The sequence below is a fragment of the Microbacterium sp. zg-B96 genome, from assembly GCF_030246865.1.
Classification (GTDB): Bacteria; Actinomycetota; Actinomycetes; order Actinomycetales; family Microbacteriaceae; genus Microbacterium.
This window is the reverse complement of the sequence record NZ_CP126738.1, coordinates 1580261-1602229: the sequence shown is the minus strand read 5'-3', so window position 1 is coordinate 1602229 and position 21969 is coordinate 1580261. Positions and strand designations below refer to the sequence as shown.

Sequence of the window (21969 nt, the reverse complement as noted above, 5' to 3'; positions counted from 1 at the left end):
GTGGCTGACCACTACGACGTACTCGGCGTGTCTCGCGATGCGACTCCTGATGAGATCAAGAAGGCGTACCGACGTCTCGCGCGCGAACTGCACCCCGACGTCAACCCCGGCGAGGACGCGTCCGAGCGGTTCAAGCTCGTGACGCACGCGTACGACGTGCTCAGCGACCCCGACCAGCGCGCCCGCTACGACATGGGCGGCGACGGCAGCGGGTTCGCCGGTGCCGGCGGCTTCAGCAACTTCGGCGACATCTTCGAGACCTTCTTCGGCGCCGGTGGTGGCGGCGGTGGCCGCGGCGGACGTCCGCGCTCCCGGCGCGAACGCGGTCAGGACGCGTTGGTGCGGGTCACGCTGCAGCTGGGCGACGTCGTCTTCGGCGTGCACCGCGACATCGACGTGGACACGGCCGTGCTCTGCGATACCTGTGAGGGTTCGTGCTGTCAGCCCGGCACGCAGCCGGCCACCTGCGACATCTGCCACGGCACCGGGCACGTGCAGCGCACGGTCCGCAGCCTCCTCGGCAACGTCGTCACCTCGCAGCCGTGCAACGTCTGCCAGGGCTACGGCACCACGATCCCGTTCCCCTGCACCACCTGCCAGGGCCAGGGGCGCGTCCGCGCCCGCCGCACGGTGTCGCTGGACATCCCCGCCGGCGTAGAGACGGGACTGCGCCTGCAGCTGCCCGGCTCGGGCGAGGTCGGACCGGCCGGCGGCCCCAACGGCGACCTGTACATCGAGGTCACCGTGGCGGCCCACGAGGTGTTCAGCCGCGACGGCGACGATCTGCTGGCGACGCTGGAAGTATCGATGCCGGATGCCATCCTCGGCACCACGACAACCATCGAATCCCTCGACGGTCCGGTCGACCTGGAGGTGCGCCCCGGCGTGCAATCAGGGGATGTGCTGACAATCAAGGGCCGCGGCATCACGCCGCTGCGCGGCTCGCAGCGCGGTGACCTGCGCGTGGGCGTGCAGGTGGTGACCCCCACCCGGCTCGACAGCAAGCAGCGCGCGCTGATCGAGGACTTCGCCAAGAAGACGAAGGCGCCCGCGCCCCGGCTGGCCGAGTTCCACCAGGGGCTGTTCACCAAGCTGCGCGACCGCTTCCGCGGCTGACCTATGGCCCTTCACTTCGTCGACGATGCCGCCGAAACCGCCCGCACCGGCGATCGGGTGACCCTCACCGGTGCGGAGGCCCACCACGCCGCCGCCGTCCGGCGCGTGCGCGTGGGCGAGGCCGTGACCCTCGGCGACGGCCGCGGCACGTGGCTGACCGGCGTGTGCGCGTCAGTCGCGCCCCGTGAAGTGGTCGTCGAGGTGACCGGCCGCCAGGACGTCCCCGCGCCGCAGCGGCGGGTCGTGCTGGTGCAGGCTCTGGCCAAGGGCGACCGCGACGAACTGGCCGTGCAGGCGGCGACCGAGCTCGGCGTCGACGAAGTGGTGCCGTGGCAGGCCGCGCGCAGTGTTTCCCGCTGGGATGCCGCCAAGGCCGAGAAGGGCCGCGCCCGCTGGGCGACCATCGCCCGCGAAGCCGGCAAGCAGGCCCACCGCGCGTGGCTTCCCACCGTGAGCGCTGCCGTGTCCACGCGTGAACTCGCGCAGCGCGCCGCCACCGCGCGGATGCTGGTGCTCGAGCCGACGGCATCCGTCGCACTGAGCGCACTGGACCTGGGCGACGATACGCGGGACGTGCTGCTGGTGGTGGGCCCCGAGGGCGGCATCGCCCCCGACGAACTGCAGGCGCTGGATGCCGCGGGCGCGGTGCTCGTGCGCCTGGGCGACACCGTGCTGCGCACCTCGACCGCCGGCCCCGCCGCGCTGGCGCTGGTCAACGCGACGCTCGGGCGCTGGTGAGTGCTGTCCGCACCCACCCGAAGCCCGGGCATGAAGGCTCGGTAGACTGAAGGCATGACCGAAGCGAGCGTGTTCACGCGCATCTTCAACGGCGAGATCCCCTCGGAGATCATCGCCGAGACCGAGAACGCCTTCGCGATCCGCGACATCGCGCCGCAGGCCCCGGTACATCTGCTCGTCATCCCCAAGACGCAGGAGTACCGCAACGTCGCCGAACTCGCCGCGGGCGACCCGAGCCTGCTCGCCGAACTGGTGGGTCTGGCCTCGAGCCTGGCCGCCGAACACGGCGACGGGGACTTCCGGTTGGTGTTCAACACCGGCCCCGATGCCGGGCAGACCGTCTTCCACGTGCACGCCCACGTGCTCGCCGGAGGACTGAAGGAGTCGCATGTCGGTGGCTGACACACCCGACGCCCCGGAGGGCGTCACTGTCGACCGCATCTGGGCGGACGGCGTCGCGATGGTGCAGCTGCTCGGTCCGCAGGACCGGCTGCTGCGCGTGGTCGAACGCGAACACCCCGACGTCGACGTGCACGTACGAGGCAACGAGATCACCCTCTCCGGCGAGGAGGCGGCCGTCGCGGCCGCTCGCGGGCTCGTGGACGAGCTGATCGCGATGACCCGCACCGGCCAGGGCCTGGACCCGCGGGACGTCACCAGCTCCAGCCGCATGCTCTCCGACGGGCTGCGCCCCTCGGAGGTGATGGGCGAGGCGATCCTGACCTCGCGCGGCAAGATCATCCGGCCGAAGACGGCGGGACAGAAGGCGTACGTCGACGCGATGGACGAGAACACGATCGTGTTCGGCATCGGCCCGGCCGGTACCGGCAAGACGTACCTCGCGATGGCCAAAGCAGTACAGGCGCTGCAGCGCAAGGAAGTCAACCGCATCATCCTCACGCGGCCCGCCGTGGAGGCGGGGGAGCGGCTGGGGTTCCTCCCCGGATCGCTCACCGACAAGATCGACCCGTACCTGCGGCCGCTCTACGACGCGCTGAACGAGATGCTCGACCCCGAACTCGTACCCAAGCTCATGGCCAGCGGCACCATCGAGGTCGCCCCGCTGGCGTACATGCGCGGCCGCACCCTGAATGACTCGTTCGTCGTGCTCGACGAGGCGCAGAACACCACGCCCGAGCAGATGAAGATGTTCCTCACCCGGCTCGGGTTCGGCACGCGGATGGTCGTCACCGGCGACATCACCCAGGTCGACCTGCCGCAGGGCGCGTCGGGGCTGCGGCTGGTCACGCGCGTGCTGAAGGACATCGACGACATCCACTTCGCCCGGCTCACCAGCGACGACGTCGTGCGGCACACCCTCGTGGGCCGCATCGTCGACGCGTACACCGTGTACGACGAGGAGCGCCTGGCGCACCGTCGTGAGCGCGACGAGGCATCCGAATTCTCCAACCGCGTCGATCGCAGGGGCGGGCATCGCCCGGCCGGCCCGCGTGACCACCTGCCCAAGCGAGGACACTCATGACCATCGAGATCAGCAACGAATCAGGAGTGCCCGTCGACGAGACGGTGCTGCTGCGGCTGATGGAGCACAACCTCGCGGAGCTGCACGTCAGCCCCGACGCGGACGTCGCGATCCTGCTCGTGGATGAAGGGGCCATGGAGGCCCTGCACGTGCAGTGGATGGACGAGCCGGGTCCGACCGACGTGCTGAGCTTCCCGATGGACGAGCTGCGGCCCGGTACCGAGGACATGCCCGCCCCGCCCGGACTGCTCGGCGACATCGTGCTGTGCCCGCAGGTCGCCGAGGCGCAGGCGCTGGCCGCTCACCACTCGACCCTGGACGAGCTCGTGCTGCTGACGACGCACGGCCTGCTGCACCTGCTCGGCTTCGACCACGCGGAGCCCGAGGACGAGCGGGAGATGTTCGGGCTGCAGAAGCAGCTCATCATCGACTTCGGCTCCGCCGAGCGTCGCCGCCCCCGCACATGACCGAGGTACTGCTCCTCGCCGCCGCCGCCCTCCTCGTCGCCACCGGCGGGCTGATGGCCGCGCTCGACGCCGCCCTCGCGGTCACCTCCCGCGCGGGACTGGCCGATCTCGCGCTCACGGCGCGCTCGCCCAAGGCGCTGCGCAAGGTCGCCGACGACCCCGAAGCACACGGCAACGCCGTGGTGTTCATCCGTATCCTCGCCGAGACGACGGCGGCCGTGCTGGTGACGGTGGCGTTCACGCTGGCCTTCGAGAACATCTGGTGGGCCATGCTCGCCGCCGCAGTGCTGATGACGGCGGTGTCGTTCGTGCTCGTCGGCGCGAGCCCCCGCTCGGCGGGCCGCCAGCATGCCGAGGGACTGCTGCGCACCGCGGCACCCATCGTGCGCGGCGCACGGATCGTGCTCGGCCCCCTCGCTCACCTGCTCGTGATCCTCGGCAACCGGTTCACCCCCGGAGTGTCCCGCAACGCCTCGTTCGCCTCCGAAGAGCAGCTGCTGAGCATGGTCGACGAGGCGGCCTCGCACGACCTGATCGAAGAGGACGACCGCGAGCTGATCCACTCCGTCTTCGACTTCACCGACACGTTCGTCCGCGCCGTCATGGTGCCGCGCACCGACATGGTGTCGGTGGATGCCGCTGCGACCACGCACGAGGCCATGACGCTGTTCCTCGACCGCGGCGTCTCCCGGCTGCCGGTCGTCGACGACGACGCCGACGACGTGGTCGGGGTGCTGTATCTGAAGGACCTGGTGCAGTTCGCCTTCCGCGACGAGAGCGCGTGGCGCAATGCGCCGGTGAGCCGCATCGCCCGCAAGGCCGTCTTCGTGCCGGAGTCGATGAAGGCCGAGACGCTGCTGCAGCAGATGAAGCGCGACGCGGTGCACGTGTGCCTCGTCGTCGACGAGTACGGCGGTGTGTCGGGCCTGGTGACCCTGGAGGACCTCATCGAGGAACTGGTCGGGGAGATCGCCGACGAGTACGACGCCCGCGCGACCGAGATCGTCGACCTCGGCGACGGCCGCTACCGCGTCAGCGCGCGACTCGGCCTGGACGAAGTCGGTGAGCTGTTCGGCCTCGAGCTCGAGGACGACGAGGTCGACTCCATCGGCGGCCTGCTCGGCAAGGCGCTCGGCCGGGTTCCGCTGCCGGGTGTGACCGTGGAGACCCACGGGCTCGTGATCACCGGCGGCACCTCGCGCGGACGCGGCCGGGGCCTGGCCACCGTGTTCGTGCAGCGCAGCGAGGCGTTCGACGCCGCGGAGGACGCGTTCTCGCGCGGCCCGCGCACCGGAGAGACGCCCGAGCACCGCGCGCAGGAGAGATCCGCGTGAACCGCCGCGCGGACGCGCGCGCAGACCAGCCCTGATCCACGCGTCACGCAACCCCGTTGCGCATGCCTCGACCCGCTCACACAATGAGCACACCGAGGAGCTACAACCTCGCCAACCGGAGGTCGTCATGTGCACAGGAGCCAACTACACAACGCAGGATCACTATTTCGGGCGCAATCTCGACCTGGAGTTCTCCTACAACGAGACCGTCACCGTCACGCCGCGCAACTTCCCGTTCGAGTTCCGCAAGGCTCCCACGCTCGCGACGCATCACGCGATCATCGGGATGGCGACCATCGCCGACGGCTACCCGCTGTACTACGACGCCACGAACGAAAAGGGCCTCAGCATGGCGGGCCTGAACTTCCCCGGGAACGCCGACTACAAGCCCGAGGCGTCGGACAAGACCAACATCACGCCGTTCGAGTTCATCCCCTGGATCCTCGGGCAGTACGAGACGGTCGACGAGGTGAAGGAAGCCCTGACCGGCCTGAGCCTGGTGAACATCTCGTTCAGCGAGACGTTCCCGCTGTCGCCGCTGCACTGGATCATCTCGGACCGGACGAAGTCGATCACCGTCGAAAGCGTCAAGGCGGGACTGAACGTCTATGACAACCCGTTCGGGATCCTCACGAACAACCCCACCTTCGACATCCAGAGCTTCAACTTGAACAACTACATGCACCTGTCGAAGAACCCGCCGGAGAACAAGTTCTCGGACGAGCTGGAGTTCGACACGTACAGCCGGGGGATGGGCGCGATCGGGCTTCCGGGCGATCTGTCCTCGTCGTCCCGTTTCGCCAAGGCGGTCTTCACGAAGATGAACTCCGTCTCGGGAGATTCCGAATCCGAGTCGATCAGCCAGTTCCTGCAGATCCTCGGTTCAGTCGCCCAGCAGCGCGGCGCCGTGCAGGTCTCGCCGGGCAAGTACGAGATCACGATCTACTCCTCGTGCTGCAACACCGACAAGGGCATCTACTACTACACGACCTACGAGAACAGCCAGGTCACCGGCGTCGACATGCACAAGGAGGATCTCGATGGAAGTAGACTGGTGGATTACCCCTTGATCAAGGGGCAACAGATCCTCATGCAGAATTGAGCACCGCATCGACGAGAACGTCAAGCGCTCCGGCTTCGTCACCTTCGTGGGACGCCCCAACGTGGGCAAGTCCACGCTCACCAACGCCCTCGTCGGCGAGAAGGTGGCGATCACCAGCGACAAGCCACAGACGACGCGGCGCGCGATCCGCGGCATGCTGAACCGCCCGGACGGACAGTTGGTGATCGTGGACACCCCCGGCATCCACAAGCCGCGGACGCTCCTCGGTGAGCGCCTGAACGACCTCGTCGACCATGTGCTGGGCGACGTGGACGTCATCGGGTTCTGCGTGCCGGCGACCGAGAAGGTCGGCCCCGGCGATCGGCGCATCGCCGCCTCTCTGGACGGCTACAGCCGTGCCAAGAAGGTCGCGATCGTCACCAAGACCGATGCGGCCTCACGCAAGCAGATCGCCGAGCGCCTGCTGGAAGTGGATCAGCTCCGGGAGGACTGGGCTGCGGTGATCCCGCTGTCCGCTCTGACCGACGACCAGCTCGACGTGCTGAGCGACGAGCTGCTCTCGCTCATGCCGATCGGGCCCGCGCTGTACCCCGACGACATCGTCACCGACGAGTCGACCGAGGACCGCATCGCCGAGATCATCCGCGAAGCGGCGCTGGAAGGTGTCCGCGACGAGCTGCCGCACTCCATCGCCGTGACCGTCGATGACATCTCCGAGCGCGAGGGCGGCGGGATGACCGACATCTTCGCGAGCATCGTGATCGAGCGCGACAGCCAGAAGTCGATCATCATCGGTCACCGCGGCTCGCGGCTGAGCGATGTGGGCGCCCGGGCGCGCGCGCAGATCGAGCCGTTGATCGGCACGCGGGTGTTCCTGAAGCTGCACGTGCGTGTGGCCAAGGAGTGGCAGCGCGACCCCAAGCAGCTCGGCCGACTGGGGTTCTAAAGCTCCGCCCGGAAGCTCTCCAGGATCGCGACCAGCCCCGCGTTGCGCTCGTCCTCCGTTGCCACCTGCACGATGGCCACGACGTTGTCGCTGGCACGGTTGAGCGCCGAGACCACCACGGCATCGGTGCCGGCGCAGTCCCACACCGCGAACACCCCGTTGTGCACGGCGTCCCGGTAGGGCGCGGGCTCCGCGCTCAGCGCGCAGTCCGTGTCGAACGTGCGGGCCAGCGCGAGAAACGTCGTCTCGGCGTTCTGACCGGTACCGCGCGCCGCCATCACCTGCACTCCGGCGGCGGCGGAACTGTCGCCGAACGCCTCCAGCGAGGGCGCCGCGGCCACGGCGTACCAAGCGACGCCTGCTTCGTCGGTGAACCCGACGTCGGCCATGTCGCTCCAGCCCGCGGGCACCCGCACGCTCACCGCTCCGGTGTCGTCCGCGACGACACGCAGCAGGCTCGGGTCGACGATCGTCGCGGTCGGTGTCAGGGTGGGATCGCGGCCGGTCCCGAGCGGGGCCAGCGGGCCGAGGCATCCGGTCAGCAGCATCGCGACGGCGGCCGCGACGACGACCGGCACGACACCCCACCGCTGCATCCGCCCCATCGGCTGCTCCCCGCGGCCGCGTCAGTGCGGTCGCTGCCGGTCAGTCTGGCACCGCCTCGTGCGCCGCGGAAGCCGGGCCGCGCACGAGACGGGCCGCTCAGTCGTCGAAGTCGCGCAACGCCGACTCGACAATGACCACATCGTCGCCGAACTCGGCGTCGGCGGCGTCCTGCAGCGTTCCGTCGTCCCAGACCACCTGCGCCCACACGTAGCCCCGGTCGAGGTACGTGCCGAGCAGGTCGGCGCCGAGCCGCTCCACGATCTCCGCCTGCACCTGCTCCAGCTGCGCGGCATCTGTCGTCCCCGCCACGCCGTCGGCCGGATCGTCCCCCCGGATCGGGTCGTAGAGGGCGAGCAGGATGGGTGTGTCGGTGACCGTGAGCGCCTCGCCGTCGTAGTCGCCGCGCACGGCGTACACGCCCCATGTGACGTCCCCGGCCGACTCGACACCGTCCAGATCCGCCCACGACCATCCGGCCAGCGCAACGCCCGCGCACGCCGGCGGGAAGGACTCCATCACGGGGCCAAGGCACAGCTCCGCCTCGCCGCCGACATCGATCACCGTGCCGGTGCCGACCACATCTCCGGCGGGCGGCTGAGGCCAGACCGCGCCGAAGGAGGCGGGGGGAGTGCCGGGCCCGGCACCGGGCGACGCGGCCGTGGCGCAGGCCGTCAGCACGCCGAAGGACGCCCCGGCGAAGCCGATCACGGTGAGCATTCTGCTCGACGAATGGGGTCTCATACCCCGATAGTGTCAGCTTCGACCCGATCGTCACCCTCGACGCGGCATCCTGCTACCATCGACGCATGCGCGCGGGCACGCTTCTCCTTCTTAGCTGCCGCGACGAGTCCTCGATCTAGGGCCTTCTCGTCGCGGAGCTTCTGGTCGGCCCGCATCAGCCTTGAGCCGCCCCACCGGGCGAGAGAAGAAGCCACCATCATGGACAACACCCAGAAGCCGTCCGGCATGCCGATCCACAAGTACCGGCCGTACCACCAGCAGCTGCCCGTCGAGCTGCCCGACCGCACGTGGCCGGACGCCCGCATCACCACCGCACCTCGTTGGTGCGCCGTGGACCTACGGGACGGCAACCAGGCCCTCATCGATCCGATGAGCCCGGAACGCAAGCGCATCATGTTCGAGCTGCTCGTCGGCATGGGCTACAAGGAGATCGAGGTCGGTTTCCCCTCGGCGAGCCAGACCGACTTCGACTTCGTCCGGCAGCTGATCGAAGAGGATCTGATCCCCGACGACGTCGCCATCCAGGTGCTGACGCAGGCGCGCGAGCACCTCATCGAGCGCACCTACGAGTCGATCGCCGGCGCCAAGCGTGCGATCGTGCATCTGTACAACTCCACCAGCGTGCTGCAGCGCGAGGTCGTGTTCCGCACCGACAAGCAGGGGATCATCGACATCGCCCTGGAGGGCGCCCGGCTGTGCCGCGAGTTCGAGAAGCGCATCCCCGCGACCCAGGTGTTCTACGAGTACTCGCCGGAGAGCTACACCGGCACCGAGCTCGAGTTCGCCGTGGACATCTGCAACCAGGTGATCGAGATCTTCGAGCCCACCCCCGACCGCAAGGTCATCATCAACCTGCCGGCGACGGTGGAGATGGCCACCCCCAACGTCTACGCCGACTCGATCGAGTGGATGAGCCGGCGGCTGGCGCACCGGGAGAACGTGATCCTGTCGCTGCACCCGCACAACGACCGGGGCACCGCGATCGCGGCGGCGGAGCTGGGCTACATGGCCGGCGCCGACCGCATCGAAGGATGCCTGTTCGGCAACGGTGAGCGCACCGGCAATGTCGATCTGGTCGCGCTGGGGATCAACCTGCTCACGCAGGGCATCGACCCGCAGATCGACTTCAGCGACATCGACCAGGTCAAGCGCACGGCGGAGTACTGCAACCAACTGCCTGTGCCCGAGCGCAGCCCGTGGGCCGGCGACCTGGTCTTCACCGCGTTCAGCGGCTCGCACCAGGACGCGATCAAGAAGGGTTTCGAGGCGATGGAAGCCCGCGCCGCGGCATCCGGGGTCTCCGTCGACGACATCGAGTGGGCAGTTCCCTACCTGCCGATCGACCCGAAGGACCTGGGGCGCTCGTACGAGGCGGTTATCCGTGTCAACTCGCAGTCCGGTAAGGGCGGGGTGGCATACCTGCTGCGCTCCGACCACGCGCTGGATCTGCCCCGCAAGCTCCAGATCGAGTTCTCCGGCGTCGTGCAGGCCAAGACGGATGCCGAGGGTGGCGAGGTCACCAGCGAGCAGATCTGGGCGATCTTCACCGACGAGTACCTGCCCTCGACGGCCACCGACGAGAAGTGGGGCCGGTTCGAACTGCTCGGCACCCGCACGCAGAGCGACCTGTCGGGCAACGTGACCCTCGAGGTCGCGCTGCGCGACGGCGACGGCCGCGAGGATGTCGCCGGCGTCGGCAACGGCCCGATCGCGGCGTTCCTGGCGATCCTCGCCGACCGTGGCTTCGACATCTCGCTGTACGACTACGTCGAGCACACGCTCAGCGCCGGCGGCGATGCCCAGGCCGCCGCCTACGTCGAGCTGCAGGTCGACGGGGAGCGACTGTGGGGCGTCGGGATCGACGGCGACATCTCCACCGCGAGCCTCAAGGCCGTCGTGTCGTGCGTCAACCGCGCGATCCGCACCCGCACCCGCGAGGCGGAGCTCACCGCCGTCTGACCCGCCTACACCGTGAGACCACAGCTGGTCGCCGAGACGCTGGGAACTTCCCACGGTCTCGGCGACCAGCTGTCGTTTCAGCGGGGGAGTGGCGTCAGCGAGAGCGGGGGCGGAAGCGCGAGCGGAACCGGAGACCCGGGCGCGGGGCGTCGGGCTTGATCGTGGGGATCGCCGAGGTCTCCACGGCCACCTTGCGTCGGTGCAGGCGGCGCTGCTCGGGCAGCGAGATGTCGAAGATCACCGCGAGCAGCCGGATCACCGTCGTCACGACCACGCCGGTGATGGCCGCCGCCGCCAGCGGCGTGCCGAAGGCGCCCAGCGTCGCGAGCACGGCACAGCCGACCAGCGCCGCCACCGCATACAGTGAGCCGACGTGCATGATCGCCACCGGCAGTCCCATGATGACGTCGCGCAGGATGCCACCGCCGACGGCCGAGCACACCCCGACGAAGACGGCGGGTACGAAGGGCAGACCCACTGCCAGCGCCTTGCTGGTGCCGAACGCCCCGAACAGGCCGATCGCCACGGCATCCAACCCGATGATGAGCTTGTTCAATCGCTGGAAGATCCCTGCCAGGAGCATGCCGACCAGCGACGCTGCCACCGCGGTGAGCAGGTACCAGTTACTCTCCAGCGTCGCCAGTGTTGCGTTCAGCAGCAGGTCGCGGATGAGACCGCCGCCCATCCCCATGACGATGCCGATGATCGCGACGCCCAGAAAATCGAGCCGCCGCCCGGTGAATCCGGAGGCGAAGAGGGCGCCCTGAACGCCGCCCAGACCGACGGCGAGCAGGTCGGCCCACAGGGGGATGACGAACGAAGACTCCACTTGATCATTGTGGTCGTCGCCGCGCTGCGACGCGACAGCGCCGCGCCCGGTCGATAATGGTCATGTGCCCACCTATCGCGACGAAGTCGTGGTCCTGCGCACCCACAAGCTGGGTGAAGCCGACCGCATCGTCACGATGCTCAGCCGCCGCCACGGCAAACTGCGCGCCGTAGCCAAGGGCGTGCGTCGCACGTCGTCCCGGTTCGGAGCGCGGCTGGAGCCGTTCATGGTCGCCGATGTGCAGCTGTACCAGGGCAGATCCTTGGACATCGTGCAGCAGGCGGAGTCGCTCGGCACGTACGGCGCCGACATCGCCGCCGACTACGACCGCTACACCGCCGCCAGCGCCATGGTCGAAACCGCCGACCGCCTCAACGAGTCCGAGACCACGCCGCAGCAGTACCTGCTGCTGGTCGGTGGCCTGCGCGCCCTGTCGCTCGGGGAGCACGCGTCGCGTGCCGTGCTGGATTCGTACCTGCTGCGGGTCATGTCGCTGTCGGGGTGGGCGCCGGGCCTGCACGAGTGCGCGCGTTGCGCCGCCGCCGGCCCCCACGAGTGGTTCGTCGCCCAGCTGGGCGGCATGGTGTGCTCGTCCTGCGCCCCGGCCGGTTCCGCCCGGGTGCACCCCGAGACCGGCGACCAGCTGCGGGCGCTGCTGGCGGGGGAGTGGGATGTGGTGGATGCCGCCACTCCCGGCGCCTCGGGAGCGGCCTCGGGTCTGGTCGCCGCGTATGCGCAGTGGCACATGGAGCGCGGCATCCGTTCGCTCTCGCACGTCTCCACAGCCCAGACCCTGAGGACCGGAGCTCCACGGTGACCCCCAAGCCCTACACGCATCGTGATGCCGTGCCCTACCGGCCGCTGGACTGGACCGGCCTGCAGCCGCCGGCGTTCCCGAAAGGCCGGGTGCCCAAGCACATCGCGATCGTCATGGACGGCAACGGGCGGTGGGCCAACCGCCGCGGCCTCACGCGCATCGAGGGCCACAAAGCAGGCGAAGAGGTGCTGCTGGACGTCGTGGCAGGTGCCGTGCAGGCAGGAGTGAAGAACCTCTCGGTGTACGCGTTCTCCACCGAGAACTGGGCGCGCTCACCCGATGAGGTGCGCTTTCTCATGGGCTACAACCGCGATGTGCTGCACCGCCGTCGCGATCAGCTCAATGAGTGGGGCGTGCGCATCCGTTGGGCGGGGCGCAAGCCGCGGCTGTGGGGCTCAGTCATCAAGGAACTGCAGTACGCCGAGCAGCTCACCGCCGGCAACGACGTGCTGACCCTCACGATGTGCGTCAACTACGGCGGCCGGGTGGAGATCGTCGACGCGATGCGCGCGATCGCCGAGGACGTCGCCGCCGGACGGGTGAAGCCGTCCGCCGTGAGCGAGAAGCTCATCCGCCGTCACCTGTACGTCCCCGACATGCCCGACGTCGATCTGTTCCTGCGCTCCAGCGGCGAGCAGCGCACCTCCAACTTCCTGCTGTGGCAGGCCGCGTACGCCGAGATGGTGTTCCTCGACACCCTCTGGCCCGACTTCTCCCGCGCCGAATTGTGGCGCGCGATCGAGATCTACCTCGACCGCGACCGGCGCTTCGGCGGCGCCGTGGACGCGCCGACTGCATGACCGCGAGGGAATAGACCTCCACCTCCTGCGTTGTGCCCGGTATGACGGATGCGATCAAGATCGACGTGTGGAGCGACATCGCTTGCCCCTGGTGCTACATCGGCAAGCGGAACCTCGAGAACGGGCTGGCCGCGGCATCCGCCGACGACGACGCCCCCGTCGTCGAGGTGACGTACCACTCGTTCGAGCTGTCGCCCGATACCCCGGTGGACTTCGACGGCGACGAGCTGCAGTTCCTCGCCGATCACAAGGGGATGCCGCGCGAACAGGTGCAGCAGATGCTCGACCGCGTCGTGGGCGTGGCCGCCGAGGCAGGGCTGCAGTACCGCTTCGACCTGCTCAAGCACACCAACACCGTCAAGGCGCACGAGCTGCTGCATTTCGCCAAGGCGCAGGGTCGGCAGCTCGAGATGGCCGAGCGCCTGATGGCGGCGTACTTCACCGAGGGCCGTCACCTCGGTCGCATCGACGACCTCGTCGCCCTGGCCGCCGAGGTGGGGCTGGATGCCGACGCCACGCGCGAAGCCCTGGAATCCCAGCGGCATCTGCCCGACGTGCGCGCCGATCAGGCGCAGGCTCAGGCCTACGGCATCAGCGGCGTGCCGTTCTTCGTCATCGACGGCAAGTACGGCGTCAGCGGCGCGCAGCCGCCGGAGGCGTTCGCGCAGATCACCCGCCAGGTGTGGGGCGAGCGGCGCGAAGCCGTCCCCGCCGCTTCCTGACGACGCTCAGCGCGGCAGCGCGGCCTCGATGGCCTCGATCACCTCGGGGGCATCGGGCTTGGTCTGCGGCCGGAAGCGGTGCACCTGCCCGGACGGGGTCACCAGGAACTTCTCGAAGTTCCACATGACCGGGCCCTTGGCCCCTTCCGGGTTGCGCGCCTTCTTCAGCGCCTTGTACAGCGGGGCGGCGTTGCGCCCGTTCACGTGAACCTTCTCCTCGACGGGGAAGGTGACGCCCCACGTGGTCGAGCAGTACTCCAGGATCTCGTCCATCGAGCCAGGCTCCTGGCCCATGAACTGGTTGCTGGGAAAGCCGACGACAGTCAGCCCGCGCTCCCCATAGGTGCGCTGGAGCTGCTCGAGCTGCTCGTACTGAGGAGTCAGGCCGCATTTGGATGCCACGTTCACCACCAGGACGGGCCCGTCGCCGAGTTCGGCGAGTGTCTTCTCCTCACCCTCGGGGGTGCGGAACGGGATCTGACGGATGTCCACAGTCTGTTCGTCGGCCATGTTGTCCACGATAGGACCGCAGCGCCGACGATGGGCACCGTAGTGTCTGGGAGAATGGATGTGATGTCCTCCACCCTTGCCACCGCGCCCTCGCTGCGCATCGGGCCGATCGCGCTCGATGCGCCCGTCGTGCTCGCACCCATGGCTGGTATCACCAACACCGCATTCCGGCGACTGTGCCGCGAATACGGTGCCGGCCTCTACGTCAGCGAGATGATCACCACTCGCGCGCTCGTGGAACGAAACGCCACCACGATGCGCCTCATCCGCCACCACGAGTCCGAGACGCCCCGCTCGATCCAGCTGTACGGCGTGGACCCGGCAACCGTCGAGGCGGCGGTGCGGATCCTCGTCGAAGAGGATCACGCCGACCACATCGACCTGAACTTCGGCTGTCCCGTCCCCAAGGTCACCCGCAAGGGCGGGGGAGCGGCGCTGCCCTGGAAGCTCGGACTGTTCCGCGACATCGTCACCCGTGCCGCCCGCGCCGCCGGTGACATCCCGCTGACGGTGAAGATGCGCAAGGGCATCGACGGCGACCACCTCACTTACCTCGACGCCGGCCGCATCGCCGAAGACGCCGGGGTCGCCGCCGTGGCACTGCACGCCCGCACCGCCGCGGAGTTCTACTCCGGCGAGGCGGACTGGTCAGCCATCGCCCGGCTGAAGGAGACCGTCACGAGCATTCCGGTGCTCGGCAACGGCGACATCTGGTCGGCTGACGACGCCGTGCGGATGATGGCCGAGACCGGCTGCGACGGCGTCGTGGTCGGCCGCGGCTGCCTCGGCCGCCCGTGGCTGTTCGGCGATCTCGCCGCCGCTTTCACCCCGGGCAGCGACCGCCGGCCCACTGTCGATGCCACGCTCGGCTTCGTCGCGGCGGCGTTCCGCCGGCACGCCGAGCTGCTCGTGGAGTTCTACGAAGACGAAGGCCGTGGATGCCGCGACATCCGCAAGCACGTCGCCTGGTACTTCAAGGGGTACCCCGTCGGCGGCGAGACCCGCGCGCGCCTGGCGACGGCATCGAGTCTGGCCGAGATCGACGACATCCTCGCCACCCTCGAACTCGACGCCCCTTACCCGGGCACGGCGGCAGAGGGCCAGCGCGGCCGCGCCGGCACCCCCAAGCGTCCTGCGCTGCCCGACGGCTGGCTCGCGTCCCGCGACCTGGGCGCCGAGGCATCCACGACCCTCGCAGAAGCGGAGCTCGATCACAGTGGTGGCTGAGCAGGCAAGCGGCGTCGGGGTCGCTGCAGGTCGCCCCGGCGGCTACGACGACTTCGACGCGGAACGATTCCATCCCGAGCAGCACCGGTCCCTGCGCGACAGCTTCGCCCGCGACCGCGCGCGCGTGTTGCACTCTGCAGCGCTGCGACGCCTGGCATCCAAGACCCAGGTGCTGAGCCCGGCGAGCCCGTTCGACTTCGCGCGCAACCGCCTCACGCACTCGCTCGAGGTCGCCCAGGTCGGGCGTGAACTGGCGATCGCGCTGCAGCTGTCGCCTGATGTCGTGGACACCGCGTGCCTCAGCCATGACATCGGGCACCCGCCGTTCGGCCATAACGGCGAACGTGCGCTCAACGAGTGGGCCGAAGACATCGGCGGATTCGAAGGCAACGCGCAGACGCTGCGGATCCTGTCACGCCTGGAGCCGAAGGTCGTCGACGACTCGGGGGAGAGCTTCGGCCTCAACCTCACCCGCGCGAGCCTGGATGCCACGTGCAAATACCCGTGGACGGCAGCCAACCCGGTGCCCGACCCCGGCGGCCGGCTCAAGTTCGGCGTGTACCCCGAGGACGAAGCGGTGTTCCGCTGGATGCGCGAGGGCGCCCCGGGCCGGGTGCGCTGCATCGAAGCCGAGGTCATGGACCTCTCCGACGACATCGCCTACTCCGTCCACGACTTCGAGGACGCGATCGTCAACGGCTACCTCGACCCGGCGCGCCTGTCCGACCCTCACGAGCACGAGGCGATCCTCACCGCGATCCAGACCTGGGTGGGGTACGACTTCGCCCGTGACGAGTTGGCCGATGCCCTCTTCCGACTCATGCGGATGCCGGAATGGATCACGTCCTTCGACGGCTCGCGGGCGGCGCTCGGACGGCTGAAGAACCTCACCTCCGACCTCATCGGGCGATTCGCGCGCGCCGCCACCTCCGCCACCCGCGAGAGCTACGAGACCCCGGTGCTCACCCGGTATCGCGGCCACGTCGTCGTGCCCCGCGTGATCGAGGCCGAGATGGCCGTACTCAAGGGCACGATCGGGGCGTTCGTCGTGTCGATCGAGGGGCGCAAGGGGCTCTACAAGGAGCAGCGGCGGCTGCTCAAGAGCCTCGCGAGCGTGCTGTGGGAGCGACCCGAGCACCTGGACGTGCTGCACGCCGGGGACTTCGCCCGCGCCGACTCGGATGCCGCTCGTCGCCGCGTGGTGGTCGACCAGGTCGCCAGCCTCACCGACCGCTTCGCGATCTCGTGGTACTCCCGCCTGGTCGGGGCGGTGGATCTGACGAGCCTGGGTATCTGGGCACCGGACGGCCGTGCGGTGACCGCGGACGCCTTCGCGGTACCGGAACCCATCGAGGGCCTCTGATGGCAGGGCGCATCCGGCAGGCGGACGTCGACGAGGTGAAGGCGCGCACCAACATCGCCGACATCATCGGCGAACGGGTGGCCCTCAAATCCGCCGGTGTCGGGTCGATGAAGGGGCTGTGCCCCTTCCACGACGAGCGCAGCCCCAGCTTCAACGTGCGCGCGCAGGCTGGTTTCTACCACTGCTTCGGCTGCGGCGAATCAGGCGACGTCTACACGTTCCTGCGTCAGATGGACCACGTCTCGTTCACCGAGGCCGTCGAGCGTCTCGCCGGCCGCATCGGCTTCACGCTGCACTACGAGGACGGTGGCGCCGCCGCCCCCGAGACCTCGGGGCGCAGCAGGCTGTACGCCGCCAATGCCGCCGCCGCCGAATGGTTCCGCGCGCAGCTGTCGATCCCCGAGGCCGAGGCCGCCCGCAGTTTTCTCGGGGGACGCGGCTTCGACGCGGCATCCGCTGCGCACTTCGGCGTCGGCTATGCACCGAAGGGCTGGTCGAGCCTGCGCGACGCCCTCAAGGCGAAGGGGTTCACCGACGACGAGATGGTCGCCGCGGGTCTGCTCTCGCAGGGTCAGCGCGGTGTCTACGACCGCTTCCGCGGGCGCCTGATCTGGCCGATCCGCGACGTCACCGGTCAGGTGATCGGGTTCGGCGCGCGCAAGCTCTACGACGACGACCAGGGCCCGAAGTACCTCAACACCCCCGAGACGATCATCTACAAGAAGTCGCAGGTGCTCTACGGGCTCGATCTCGCCAAACGCGACATCTCCCGCCAGCACCGCGTCGTCGTCGTCGAGGGCTACACCGATGTCATGGCCTGCCACCTCGCCGGGGTGACGACGGCGATCGCCACCTGCGGCACGGCCTTCGGCTCCGATCACATCACTGTGCTGCGGCGAGTGATGGGCGACAGCGATGTGTCGGGTGAGGTGGTGTTCACCTTCGACCCGGATGCCGCCGGGCAGAAGGCGGCCCTGCGCGCCTTCTCGGAGGAGAAGCGCTTCGCGGCACAGACCTATGTAGCTGTGGCGCCCGGGGGCCTGGACCCCTGCGACCTGCGCGTCCAGCGCGGCGACGGCGCGGTGCGGTCCCTGATGGACGCGAAGACGCCGATGTTCGAGTTCGTCATCGAGCAGCGCCTCGCCGGTTACGACCTGGCCAGTGTGGAGGGTCGCGTGGGGGCACTGCGCGCCGCGGCGCCCATCGTCGCCGACATCCGCGACCCGTCGCTGCGTCCCGGCTACACCCGGGTGCTCGCCCGCAAGCTCGGACTGGAGCTGGGTGAGGTCTCCGCCGCGGTGGAGCGCGCTGCGCGCAGCGGCGGGCCGCGCCATCCGTCGTCGGCCCCTGCGGCTCCCGCACCGGCGGCTTCCGCCGACACCGGTGAGACGCCGGTCCCGCGCGTCACGCTCGCGACCCTGCCGCGCACGGCGGACGTGGCGCTGGAACGCGACGCGATCATGGGGGTGCTGCAGTACGGGCACGCGGTGGATGCCGACATGCTCGACCCCGCGCTGGCGCTGCCGTTTCATCACCCCGCGCTGGAAGCCATCCGCCGGGCGGTCGTGGAACACCCCGACCGCACGCGCATCGGCTGGTCCGGCGCGGTCGTGGAGTCGGTGCGCGAGCCCTATCGGACTCTTGCCGCCGAACTGCTGACCGCCGACTTCCCGGCGCGCACCGAAGCAGGTGCGATCGCCTCGACCGCGGATCTCGCGCGGCGGCTGCGCCTGCGGGTGGTCGAGCGGGAGAAGACCGAACTGCTCGGGCACATCCAGCGTGTCGCCGCCGATTCTGACGGTGGCCGCTCGGTGCGCCTGCGCCTGCGCGAACTCGACATGGAGCGCGCGCGACTTACCGCCGAGTAGCCTGCGCGAGGCAGAGCGGGCAGGATGAGGGCATGAGCGTTCGCACCGAGCCCGAGCTGTCCATCCGGTGCGACGACCTCTCCATCGCCCACAGCGGGTCAACGCAGCGCGCCGTGGAGGGCGTCAGCTTCACGCTGCCGCGGGGCGGAACCCTGGCGCTGATGGGCCCGACCGGGTCGGGAAAATCGAGCCTGGCAGCGGTCCTCGCCGGCCGGGGCGGCTCGGCCCTAACGGTGGCAGGGGGCAGCGCCGTGGTCGAAGGAGTGCGGCTCGGCCGCCGGGGTCGCGCACACCGGGTGCACACGTACGTCACCGGTTACCTCGCGCAGCGCGCCGGCGCCGACCTGCCCGCCCGCATGACCGTTGCCGAAGTCGTGGGGGAGCCGATCACCAGCCGTGACCGCCGCGTCAACCCCCGTGCGCTGGCCGTTCGGGTGGCGGCGCTGCTGGACGAGCTGCACCTGCCGCTCGGGGCGGCGCAGAAGTACCCGTACGAGCTGAGCGCAGGGATGAGACAGCGCGTGGCGCTGGCACGCGCGCTGGTGCTGCGGCCGCGGCTGCTGGTGGCCGACGAGCCGTATGCCAACCTCGACGTGGAAGTTCGGCACGCCGCACGCGACGCCATCCTGCGCCGGCGGCACGAATACGGCATGGCAGCGCTCCTGGTGACCAACGAGGCAGCCGTCGTGGACGAACTCGGAGCGGATGTGCTGGTGCTGAGAGGCGGCCACATGGTCGCGATCGGTCACGGCACGCGCGATCTGCTGTGGACACCGGGCGACGACGACAACCAGCGGATGGTCGTGTCCTGAGTCACGAGCACCCTTTTCTGTTTGCTAGGATTGACGAGTTGTCCGCCGCAAGGTGGTCATGATCCTCGGTAGCTCAATTGGCAGAGCAATCGGCTGTTAACCGATAGGTTCTTGGTTCGAGTCCAAGCCGGGGAGCGAGATGTCCCACGCATTCTACGTGGGCTCTCAACTAAGGCCCGGGCTTCCACCCCGGGCCTTTCCTTTTGCCCCGGGCGGGGGTTTGACGCTGCCGGTGGCTGGTTCTTCCTGAGTTTTGGTCCGGCCGGCGGGCCGAGGATCGGGTGGCGTTTCCTCCCCAGGCGGGGATGTGGTCGGTTATCCACAACCCCTGGTCAGGCGTTGTTTCGGCGCCCTTCAATGTCGGAGGGGGTCGGCAGAATTGGGGGTATGAACACCTCCCCGACCACCGCCGCACGGACGGCCGTGCTGTCGCATGAGCAGGTGATCTCCGGGCTGGAGGAGGTGCGGCGGCGTCGGGCGGAGGCGGATGCCGACGAGGTGTGGTTCCTGTCGCAGGCGGAGGCTGTTGCCCAGGCGGAGACCGCCCGCATCCCGTCCAGTGAGGGTCGGGAGCGGGAGATGCCGTTGCGGGGAATGGCCGCGGAAGTCGGCGCGGTGCTGCGCCGCTCGGACCACGGCATGCGCGACCGGATGCACGACGCCACCGTGCTCGTGGACGAGTTGCCCGCGACGTTCGTGGCGCTGCGGGAGGACCGGATCGACCGGGTGCATGTGCGGCTCATCCAGGATGCCGGCGCCCGGATCACCGACCCCGACGCGCGGGCACGGTTCGAGCAAGCCGCGCTGGTGGTGTGCGAGAACGACACCCCGGGACGGGCGAAGCCACTCGTGCTGATGCTGGCGCAGCGGCTCAACCCGGTGCCGTTGGAGGAGCGGCGCAAGGAGGCCGCGGCGGGCCGGCGGGTGTGGGTGCGGGACCTGGACGACGGGATGGCCGAACTCGCGGCCCTGCTGCCGGCGGAGCTGGCGTACGCGATCCGGGACCGGCTGAACCAGCAGGCACGCCAGGTCGCCGACGCCCACCGCGCCGCGGCCGCTGCCGCCGAGGCCGCGCTAGACACCGATGGCGATGGCTTTGGCGTTGCGGACGCCCCTGAACTGACCGCCGCCGAGATCCTCGCGACCGATACCCGCACGATGGACCAGATCCGCGCCGACGTGCTCACCGACCTGCTCCTCACCGGCCACGCCACCGCACCCAGTGCAACCGGGGCGATCCCGGAAGGCGCCCCGATCGTCGCGCAAGTGCAGGTCGTGATCCCCGCCAACACCCTCATCGGCGTCGGGAACGAGCCGGCCGAGCTGGTCGGATACGGACCGATCAGCCCCGATACCGCGCGACGCCTCGCCGCGACCGCGGACGTGTGGGAGCGACCTCCCCGACCAGTGGGGCGGTGGAGCAGGTGCTCACCTACCGGCCGACCCGGGAAATGCGCAGACACCTCGACGCGAGGGACGAGCACTGCCGGTTCCTGGGGTGTCGAAGACCGGCCCGTCAGTGCGACCTCGACCACACCCACGATGCCGCCCTGGGTGGGCCGACCTGCCTCACCAATCTCGCGAACCTGTGCCCGGGGCGACATCACCCGGTCAAGCACGGCACCGCGTGGAGCGTGGTGCAGAAAGCCGACGGCATCCTGGAATGGACCAGCCCCACCGGCCGGGTCTACACCGACATCCCCCGCCGGGTGCTGGAATTCATGGCCCTCGCCGCCATCGAAGAACCCGCGCCCTTCTGAGGCCGGCAGCTCTAGTCCGCCCGTGCGCGAACCGGCTGCGTGGCGTCAGCGCCCGCGGGCTCCCACCGCAACAGGTCACCGGGCTGGCACTCCAGCGCCTCGCACAGCGCGTCAAGCGTGGTGAAGCGCACCGCCTTCGCGCGACCGTTCTTCAGGACCGCCAGGTTGGCGGGGGTGATGCCGACACGCTCCGCGAGCACCGACACCGGCATCTTGCGGCGCGCGAGCATCACGTCGATGTCCACGACGATGGGCATCAGATCACCTCGCTGAGCTCGGAGCGCAGTCGGCGGGCTTCCGCTTCGCGCTCGACCGCCTGCGCCAGCAGCATGCGCAGCACGAAGACCACCAGCGCCACCCCGCCGATCACGAGCGACGCGCCGCACACGAGCCCCACGACCCCCGGCGCAGCGCCCCCCGGAGCCAGCAGCACCGCCAACGCGAACACGAGCACCGCAGCGCACAGGATGGCGCCGATCGTGACGTCGACGTAGCGGAACGCCCCCGACGTGAAGACCGATCCACGACGCACCATCGTCAGCAATTGCCAGACGCACACCGCGCACACCTGCAGCATGAGGATGCCGAGCACCACGATCGCCACCACGGCGACTCTCGCGCCCTGCGGGACACCCTCGAGGTCGACCCACAGCAGGGGCACCATCACGGTCTGCACGAGCAGCGAGCCGGCGAACGACACGGCAAGCACCGCCCGCAGAACGAGAATCACCACAGCACCCATGACGGCACCTCTCGTGAAGCGATCAGCATCTATCGTTAAACGATAGCTCCGTCGTTCCCGCGACGG

At 69.4% G+C, this 21969-nt stretch carries 23 protein-coding genes and 1 tRNA gene; 18 read left to right on the top strand and 6 right to left on the bottom strand.

Translation table 11 applies throughout. From position 1 onward, the window contains the following. The 8 genes from dnaJ to era all read left to right on the top strand — a co-directional run bounded on the left by dnaJ (window position 1) and on the right by era (window position 7147). Window positions 1–1116 (top strand): molecular chaperone DnaJ, encoded by a 1116-nt coding sequence (gene dnaJ, locus QNO11_RS07390; RefSeq protein WP_257509716.1) that lies wholly within the window; start codon window positions 1–3, stop codon window positions 1114–1116. Between the two features lie 3 nt (window positions 1117–1119). Continuing rightward, a complete protein-coding gene (locus QNO11_RS07385) occupies window positions 1120–1854 on the top strand; it encodes a 16S rRNA (uracil(1498)-N(3))-methyltransferase (protein WP_257509717.1) in 735 nt (244 codons plus the stop codon). A 54-nt stretch (window positions 1855–1908) separates the two neighbouring features. Continuing rightward, window positions 1909–2256, top strand: a complete 348-nt coding sequence (locus QNO11_RS07380; protein WP_257509718.1) for an HIT domain-containing protein — start codon at window positions 1909–1911, stop codon at window positions 2254–2256. Beyond that, the gene (locus QNO11_RS07375) at window positions 2243–3337 is read left to right on the top strand and encodes a PhoH family protein (protein ID WP_257509719.1); all 1095 of its coding nucleotides are present in this window, start codon (window positions 2243–2245) and stop codon (window positions 3335–3337) included. Before QNO11_RS07380 ends, QNO11_RS07375 begins: the two co-directional genes overlap by 14 nt. Next, window positions 3334–3804 (top strand): rRNA maturation RNase YbeY, encoded by a 471-nt coding sequence (gene ybeY, locus QNO11_RS07370; protein ID WP_257509720.1) that lies wholly within the window; start codon window positions 3334–3336, stop codon window positions 3802–3804. Before QNO11_RS07375 ends, ybeY begins: the two co-directional genes overlap by 4 nt. Further along, window positions 3801–5138 carry a hemolysin family protein gene (locus tag QNO11_RS07365; RefSeq protein WP_257509721.1) on the top strand — a complete coding sequence of 446 codons (1338 nt, stop codon included), beginning with the start codon at window positions 3801–3803 and terminating at the stop codon, window positions 5136–5138. Before ybeY ends, QNO11_RS07365 begins: the two co-directional genes overlap by 4 nt. A 127-nt stretch (window positions 5139–5265) precedes the next feature. Next, window positions 5266–6240 carry a choloylglycine hydrolase gene (gene bsh / locus QNO11_RS07360; RefSeq protein ID WP_257509722.1) on the top strand — a complete coding sequence of 325 codons (975 nt, stop codon included), beginning with the start codon at window positions 5266–5268 and terminating at the stop codon, window positions 6238–6240. Between the two features lie 7 nt (window positions 6241–6247). Continuing rightward, window positions 6248–7147 carry a GTPase Era gene (era, locus tag QNO11_RS07355; protein ID WP_257509952.1) on the top strand — a complete coding sequence of 300 codons (900 nt, stop codon included), beginning with the start codon at window positions 6248–6250 and terminating at the stop codon, window positions 7145–7147. Here era and QNO11_RS07350 read toward each other — a convergent pair. Both QNO11_RS07350 and QNO11_RS07345 read right to left on the bottom strand, forming a co-directional pair. Next, entirely contained in the window at window positions 7144–7752 is a 609-nt protein-coding gene (locus QNO11_RS07350) for a hypothetical protein (RefSeq protein ID WP_257509723.1), read from the bottom strand. The genes era and QNO11_RS07350 overlap by 4 nt on opposite strands. A gap of 97 nt (window positions 7753–7849) precedes the next feature. Next, entirely contained in the window at window positions 7850–8494 is a 645-nt protein-coding gene (locus QNO11_RS07345) for a hypothetical protein (RefSeq protein WP_285169918.1), read from the bottom strand. 198 nt (window positions 8495–8692) lie between these two features. Between QNO11_RS07345 and leuA the strand changes: the two genes are divergently transcribed. Further along, window positions 8693–10453 (top strand): 2-isopropylmalate synthase, encoded by a 1761-nt coding sequence (gene leuA, locus QNO11_RS07340; RefSeq protein ID WP_257509725.1) that lies wholly within the window; start codon window positions 8693–8695, stop codon window positions 10451–10453. 94 nt (window positions 10454–10547) lie between these two features. On the opposite strand, the gene QNO11_RS07335 is transcribed toward leuA, so the two are convergent. Next, complete coding sequence (locus QNO11_RS07335; RefSeq protein WP_257509726.1) at window positions 10548–11282, bottom strand: trimeric intracellular cation channel family protein; 735 nt, start codon at window positions 11280–11282, stop codon at window positions 10548–10550. A gap of 64 nt (window positions 11283–11346) precedes the next feature. Between QNO11_RS07335 and recO the strand changes: the two genes are divergently transcribed. From recO to QNO11_RS07320, 3 genes are read left to right on the top strand one after another with little or no spacing between them, the layout of a single operon-like run. Then, entirely contained in the window at window positions 11347–12099 is a 753-nt protein-coding gene (gene recO, locus QNO11_RS07330) for a DNA repair protein RecO (protein ID WP_257509727.1), read from the top strand. Beyond that, entirely contained in the window at window positions 12096–12899 is an 804-nt protein-coding gene (locus tag QNO11_RS07325) for an isoprenyl transferase (protein WP_257509728.1), read from the top strand. Before recO ends, QNO11_RS07325 begins: the two co-directional genes overlap by 4 nt. Window positions 12900–12940: 41 nt before the next feature. Then, a complete protein-coding gene (locus QNO11_RS07320) occupies window positions 12941–13621 on the top strand; it encodes a DsbA family oxidoreductase (protein WP_257509729.1) in 681 nt (226 codons plus the stop codon). Window positions 13622–13627: 6 nt separating this feature from the next. On the opposite strand, the gene QNO11_RS07315 is transcribed toward QNO11_RS07320, so the two are convergent. Next, on the bottom strand, window positions 13628–14131 hold the full coding sequence (locus tag QNO11_RS07315) for a glutathione peroxidase (protein ID WP_257509730.1): 504 nt from the start codon (window positions 14129–14131) through the stop codon (window positions 13628–13630). Between the two features lie 63 nt (window positions 14132–14194). Here QNO11_RS07315 and dusB point away from each other — a divergent pair, with 63 nt between their 5' ends. The 6 genes from dusB (at window position 14195) to QNO11_RS07285 (ending at window position 21285) form a co-directional block, all read left to right on the top strand. After that, window positions 14195–15358 carry a tRNA dihydrouridine synthase DusB gene (dusB, locus tag QNO11_RS07310; protein WP_257509731.1) on the top strand — a complete coding sequence of 388 codons (1164 nt, stop codon included), beginning with the start codon at window positions 14195–14197 and terminating at the stop codon, window positions 15356–15358. Continuing rightward, window positions 15351–16721, top strand: coding sequence for a deoxyguanosinetriphosphate triphosphohydrolase (locus tag QNO11_RS07305; protein WP_257509732.1), 1371 nt, complete (start codon window positions 15351–15353; stop codon window positions 16719–16721). Before dusB ends, QNO11_RS07305 begins: the two co-directional genes overlap by 8 nt. Beyond that, window positions 16721–18589: a DNA primase gene (gene dnaG, locus QNO11_RS07300; protein WP_257509733.1), complete on the top strand. Its 1869-nt coding sequence runs from the start codon at window positions 16721–16723 to the stop codon at window positions 18587–18589. Before QNO11_RS07305 ends, dnaG begins: the two co-directional genes overlap by 1 nt. Before the next feature lie 32 nt (window positions 18590–18621). Then, on the top strand, window positions 18622–19401 hold the full coding sequence (locus QNO11_RS07295; RefSeq protein WP_257509734.1) for an ATP-binding cassette domain-containing protein: 780 nt from the start codon (window positions 18622–18624) through the stop codon (window positions 19399–19401). A gap of 62 nt (window positions 19402–19463) precedes the next feature. Further along, a tRNA-Asn gene (locus QNO11_RS07290) sits at window positions 19464–19536 on the top strand. Between the two features lie 252 nt (window positions 19537–19788). Then, window positions 19789–21285 carry a DUF222 domain-containing protein gene (locus tag QNO11_RS07285; RefSeq protein ID WP_257509735.1) on the top strand — a complete coding sequence of 499 codons (1497 nt, stop codon included), beginning with the start codon at window positions 19789–19791 and terminating at the stop codon, window positions 21283–21285. Here QNO11_RS07285 and QNO11_RS07280 read toward each other — a convergent pair. Both QNO11_RS07280 and QNO11_RS07275 read right to left on the bottom strand, forming a co-directional pair. After that, window positions 21173–21418, bottom strand: coding sequence for a helix-turn-helix domain-containing protein (locus QNO11_RS07280; protein ID WP_257509736.1), 246 nt, complete (start codon window positions 21416–21418; stop codon window positions 21173–21175). The genes QNO11_RS07285 and QNO11_RS07280 overlap by 113 nt on opposite strands. After that, window positions 21418–21903, bottom strand: a complete 486-nt coding sequence (locus QNO11_RS07275; protein ID WP_257509737.1) for a DUF2975 domain-containing protein — start codon at window positions 21901–21903, stop codon at window positions 21418–21420. Before QNO11_RS07275 ends, QNO11_RS07280 begins: the two co-directional genes overlap by 1 nt. Window positions 21904–21969: the final 66 nt, after the last annotated feature.

Bases quoted from the DNA above. Each gene is read 5' to 3' on its own strand.
- QNO11_RS07315 (WP_257509730.1), bottom strand. From the start codon at position 14,131: ATGGCCGACGAACAGACTGTGGACATCCGTCAGATCCCGTTCCGCACC.
- QNO11_RS07385 (WP_257509717.1), top strand. From the start codon at position 1,120: ATGGCCCTTCACTTCGTCGACGATGCCGCCGAAACCGCCCGCACCGGC.
- QNO11_RS07295 (WP_257509734.1), top strand. From the start codon at position 18,622: ATGAGCGTTCGCACCGAGCCCGAGCTGTCCATCCGGTGCGACGACCTC.
- QNO11_RS07280 (WP_257509736.1), bottom strand. From the start codon at position 21,418: ATGCCCATCGTCGTGGACATCGACGTGATGCTCGCGCGCCGCAAGATG.
- ybeY (WP_257509720.1), top strand. From the start codon at position 3,334: ATGACCATCGAGATCAGCAACGAATCAGGAGTGCCCGTCGACGAGACG.
- QNO11_RS07320 (WP_257509729.1), top strand. From the start codon at position 12,941: ATGACGGATGCGATCAAGATCGACGTGTGGAGCGACATCGCTTGCCCC.
- dusB (WP_257509731.1), top strand. From the start codon at position 14,195: ATGTCCTCCACCCTTGCCACCGCGCCCTCGCTGCGCATCGGGCCGATC.
- QNO11_RS07365 (WP_257509721.1), top strand. From the start codon at position 3,801: ATGACCGAGGTACTGCTCCTCGCCGCCGCCGCCCTCCTCGTCGCCACC.
- QNO11_RS07380 (WP_257509718.1), top strand. From the start codon at position 1,909: ATGACCGAAGCGAGCGTGTTCACGCGCATCTTCAACGGCGAGATCCCC.
- leuA (WP_257509725.1), top strand. From the start codon at position 8,693: ATGGACAACACCCAGAAGCCGTCCGGCATGCCGATCCACAAGTACCGG.
- QNO11_RS07350 (WP_257509723.1), bottom strand. From the start codon at position 7,752: ATGGGGCGGATGCAGCGGTGGGGTGTCGTGCCGGTCGTCGTCGCGGCC.
- bsh (WP_257509722.1), top strand. From the start codon at position 5,266: ATGTGCACAGGAGCCAACTACACAACGCAGGATCACTATTTCGGGCGC.
- QNO11_RS07375 (WP_257509719.1), top strand. From the start codon at position 2,243: ATGTCGGTGGCTGACACACCCGACGCCCCGGAGGGCGTCACTGTCGAC.
- QNO11_RS07275 (WP_257509737.1), bottom strand. From the start codon at position 21,903: ATGGGTGCTGTGGTGATTCTCGTTCTGCGGGCGGTGCTTGCCGTGTCG.
- QNO11_RS07345 (WP_285169918.1), bottom strand. From the start codon at position 8,494: ATGAGACCCCATTCGTCGAGCAGAATGCTCACCGTGATCGGCTTCGCC.
- QNO11_RS07285 (WP_257509735.1), top strand. From the start codon at position 19,789: ATGAACACCTCCCCGACCACCGCCGCACGGACGGCCGTGCTGTCGCAT.
- dnaG (WP_257509733.1), top strand. From the start codon at position 16,721: ATGGCAGGGCGCATCCGGCAGGCGGACGTCGACGAGGTGAAGGCGCGC.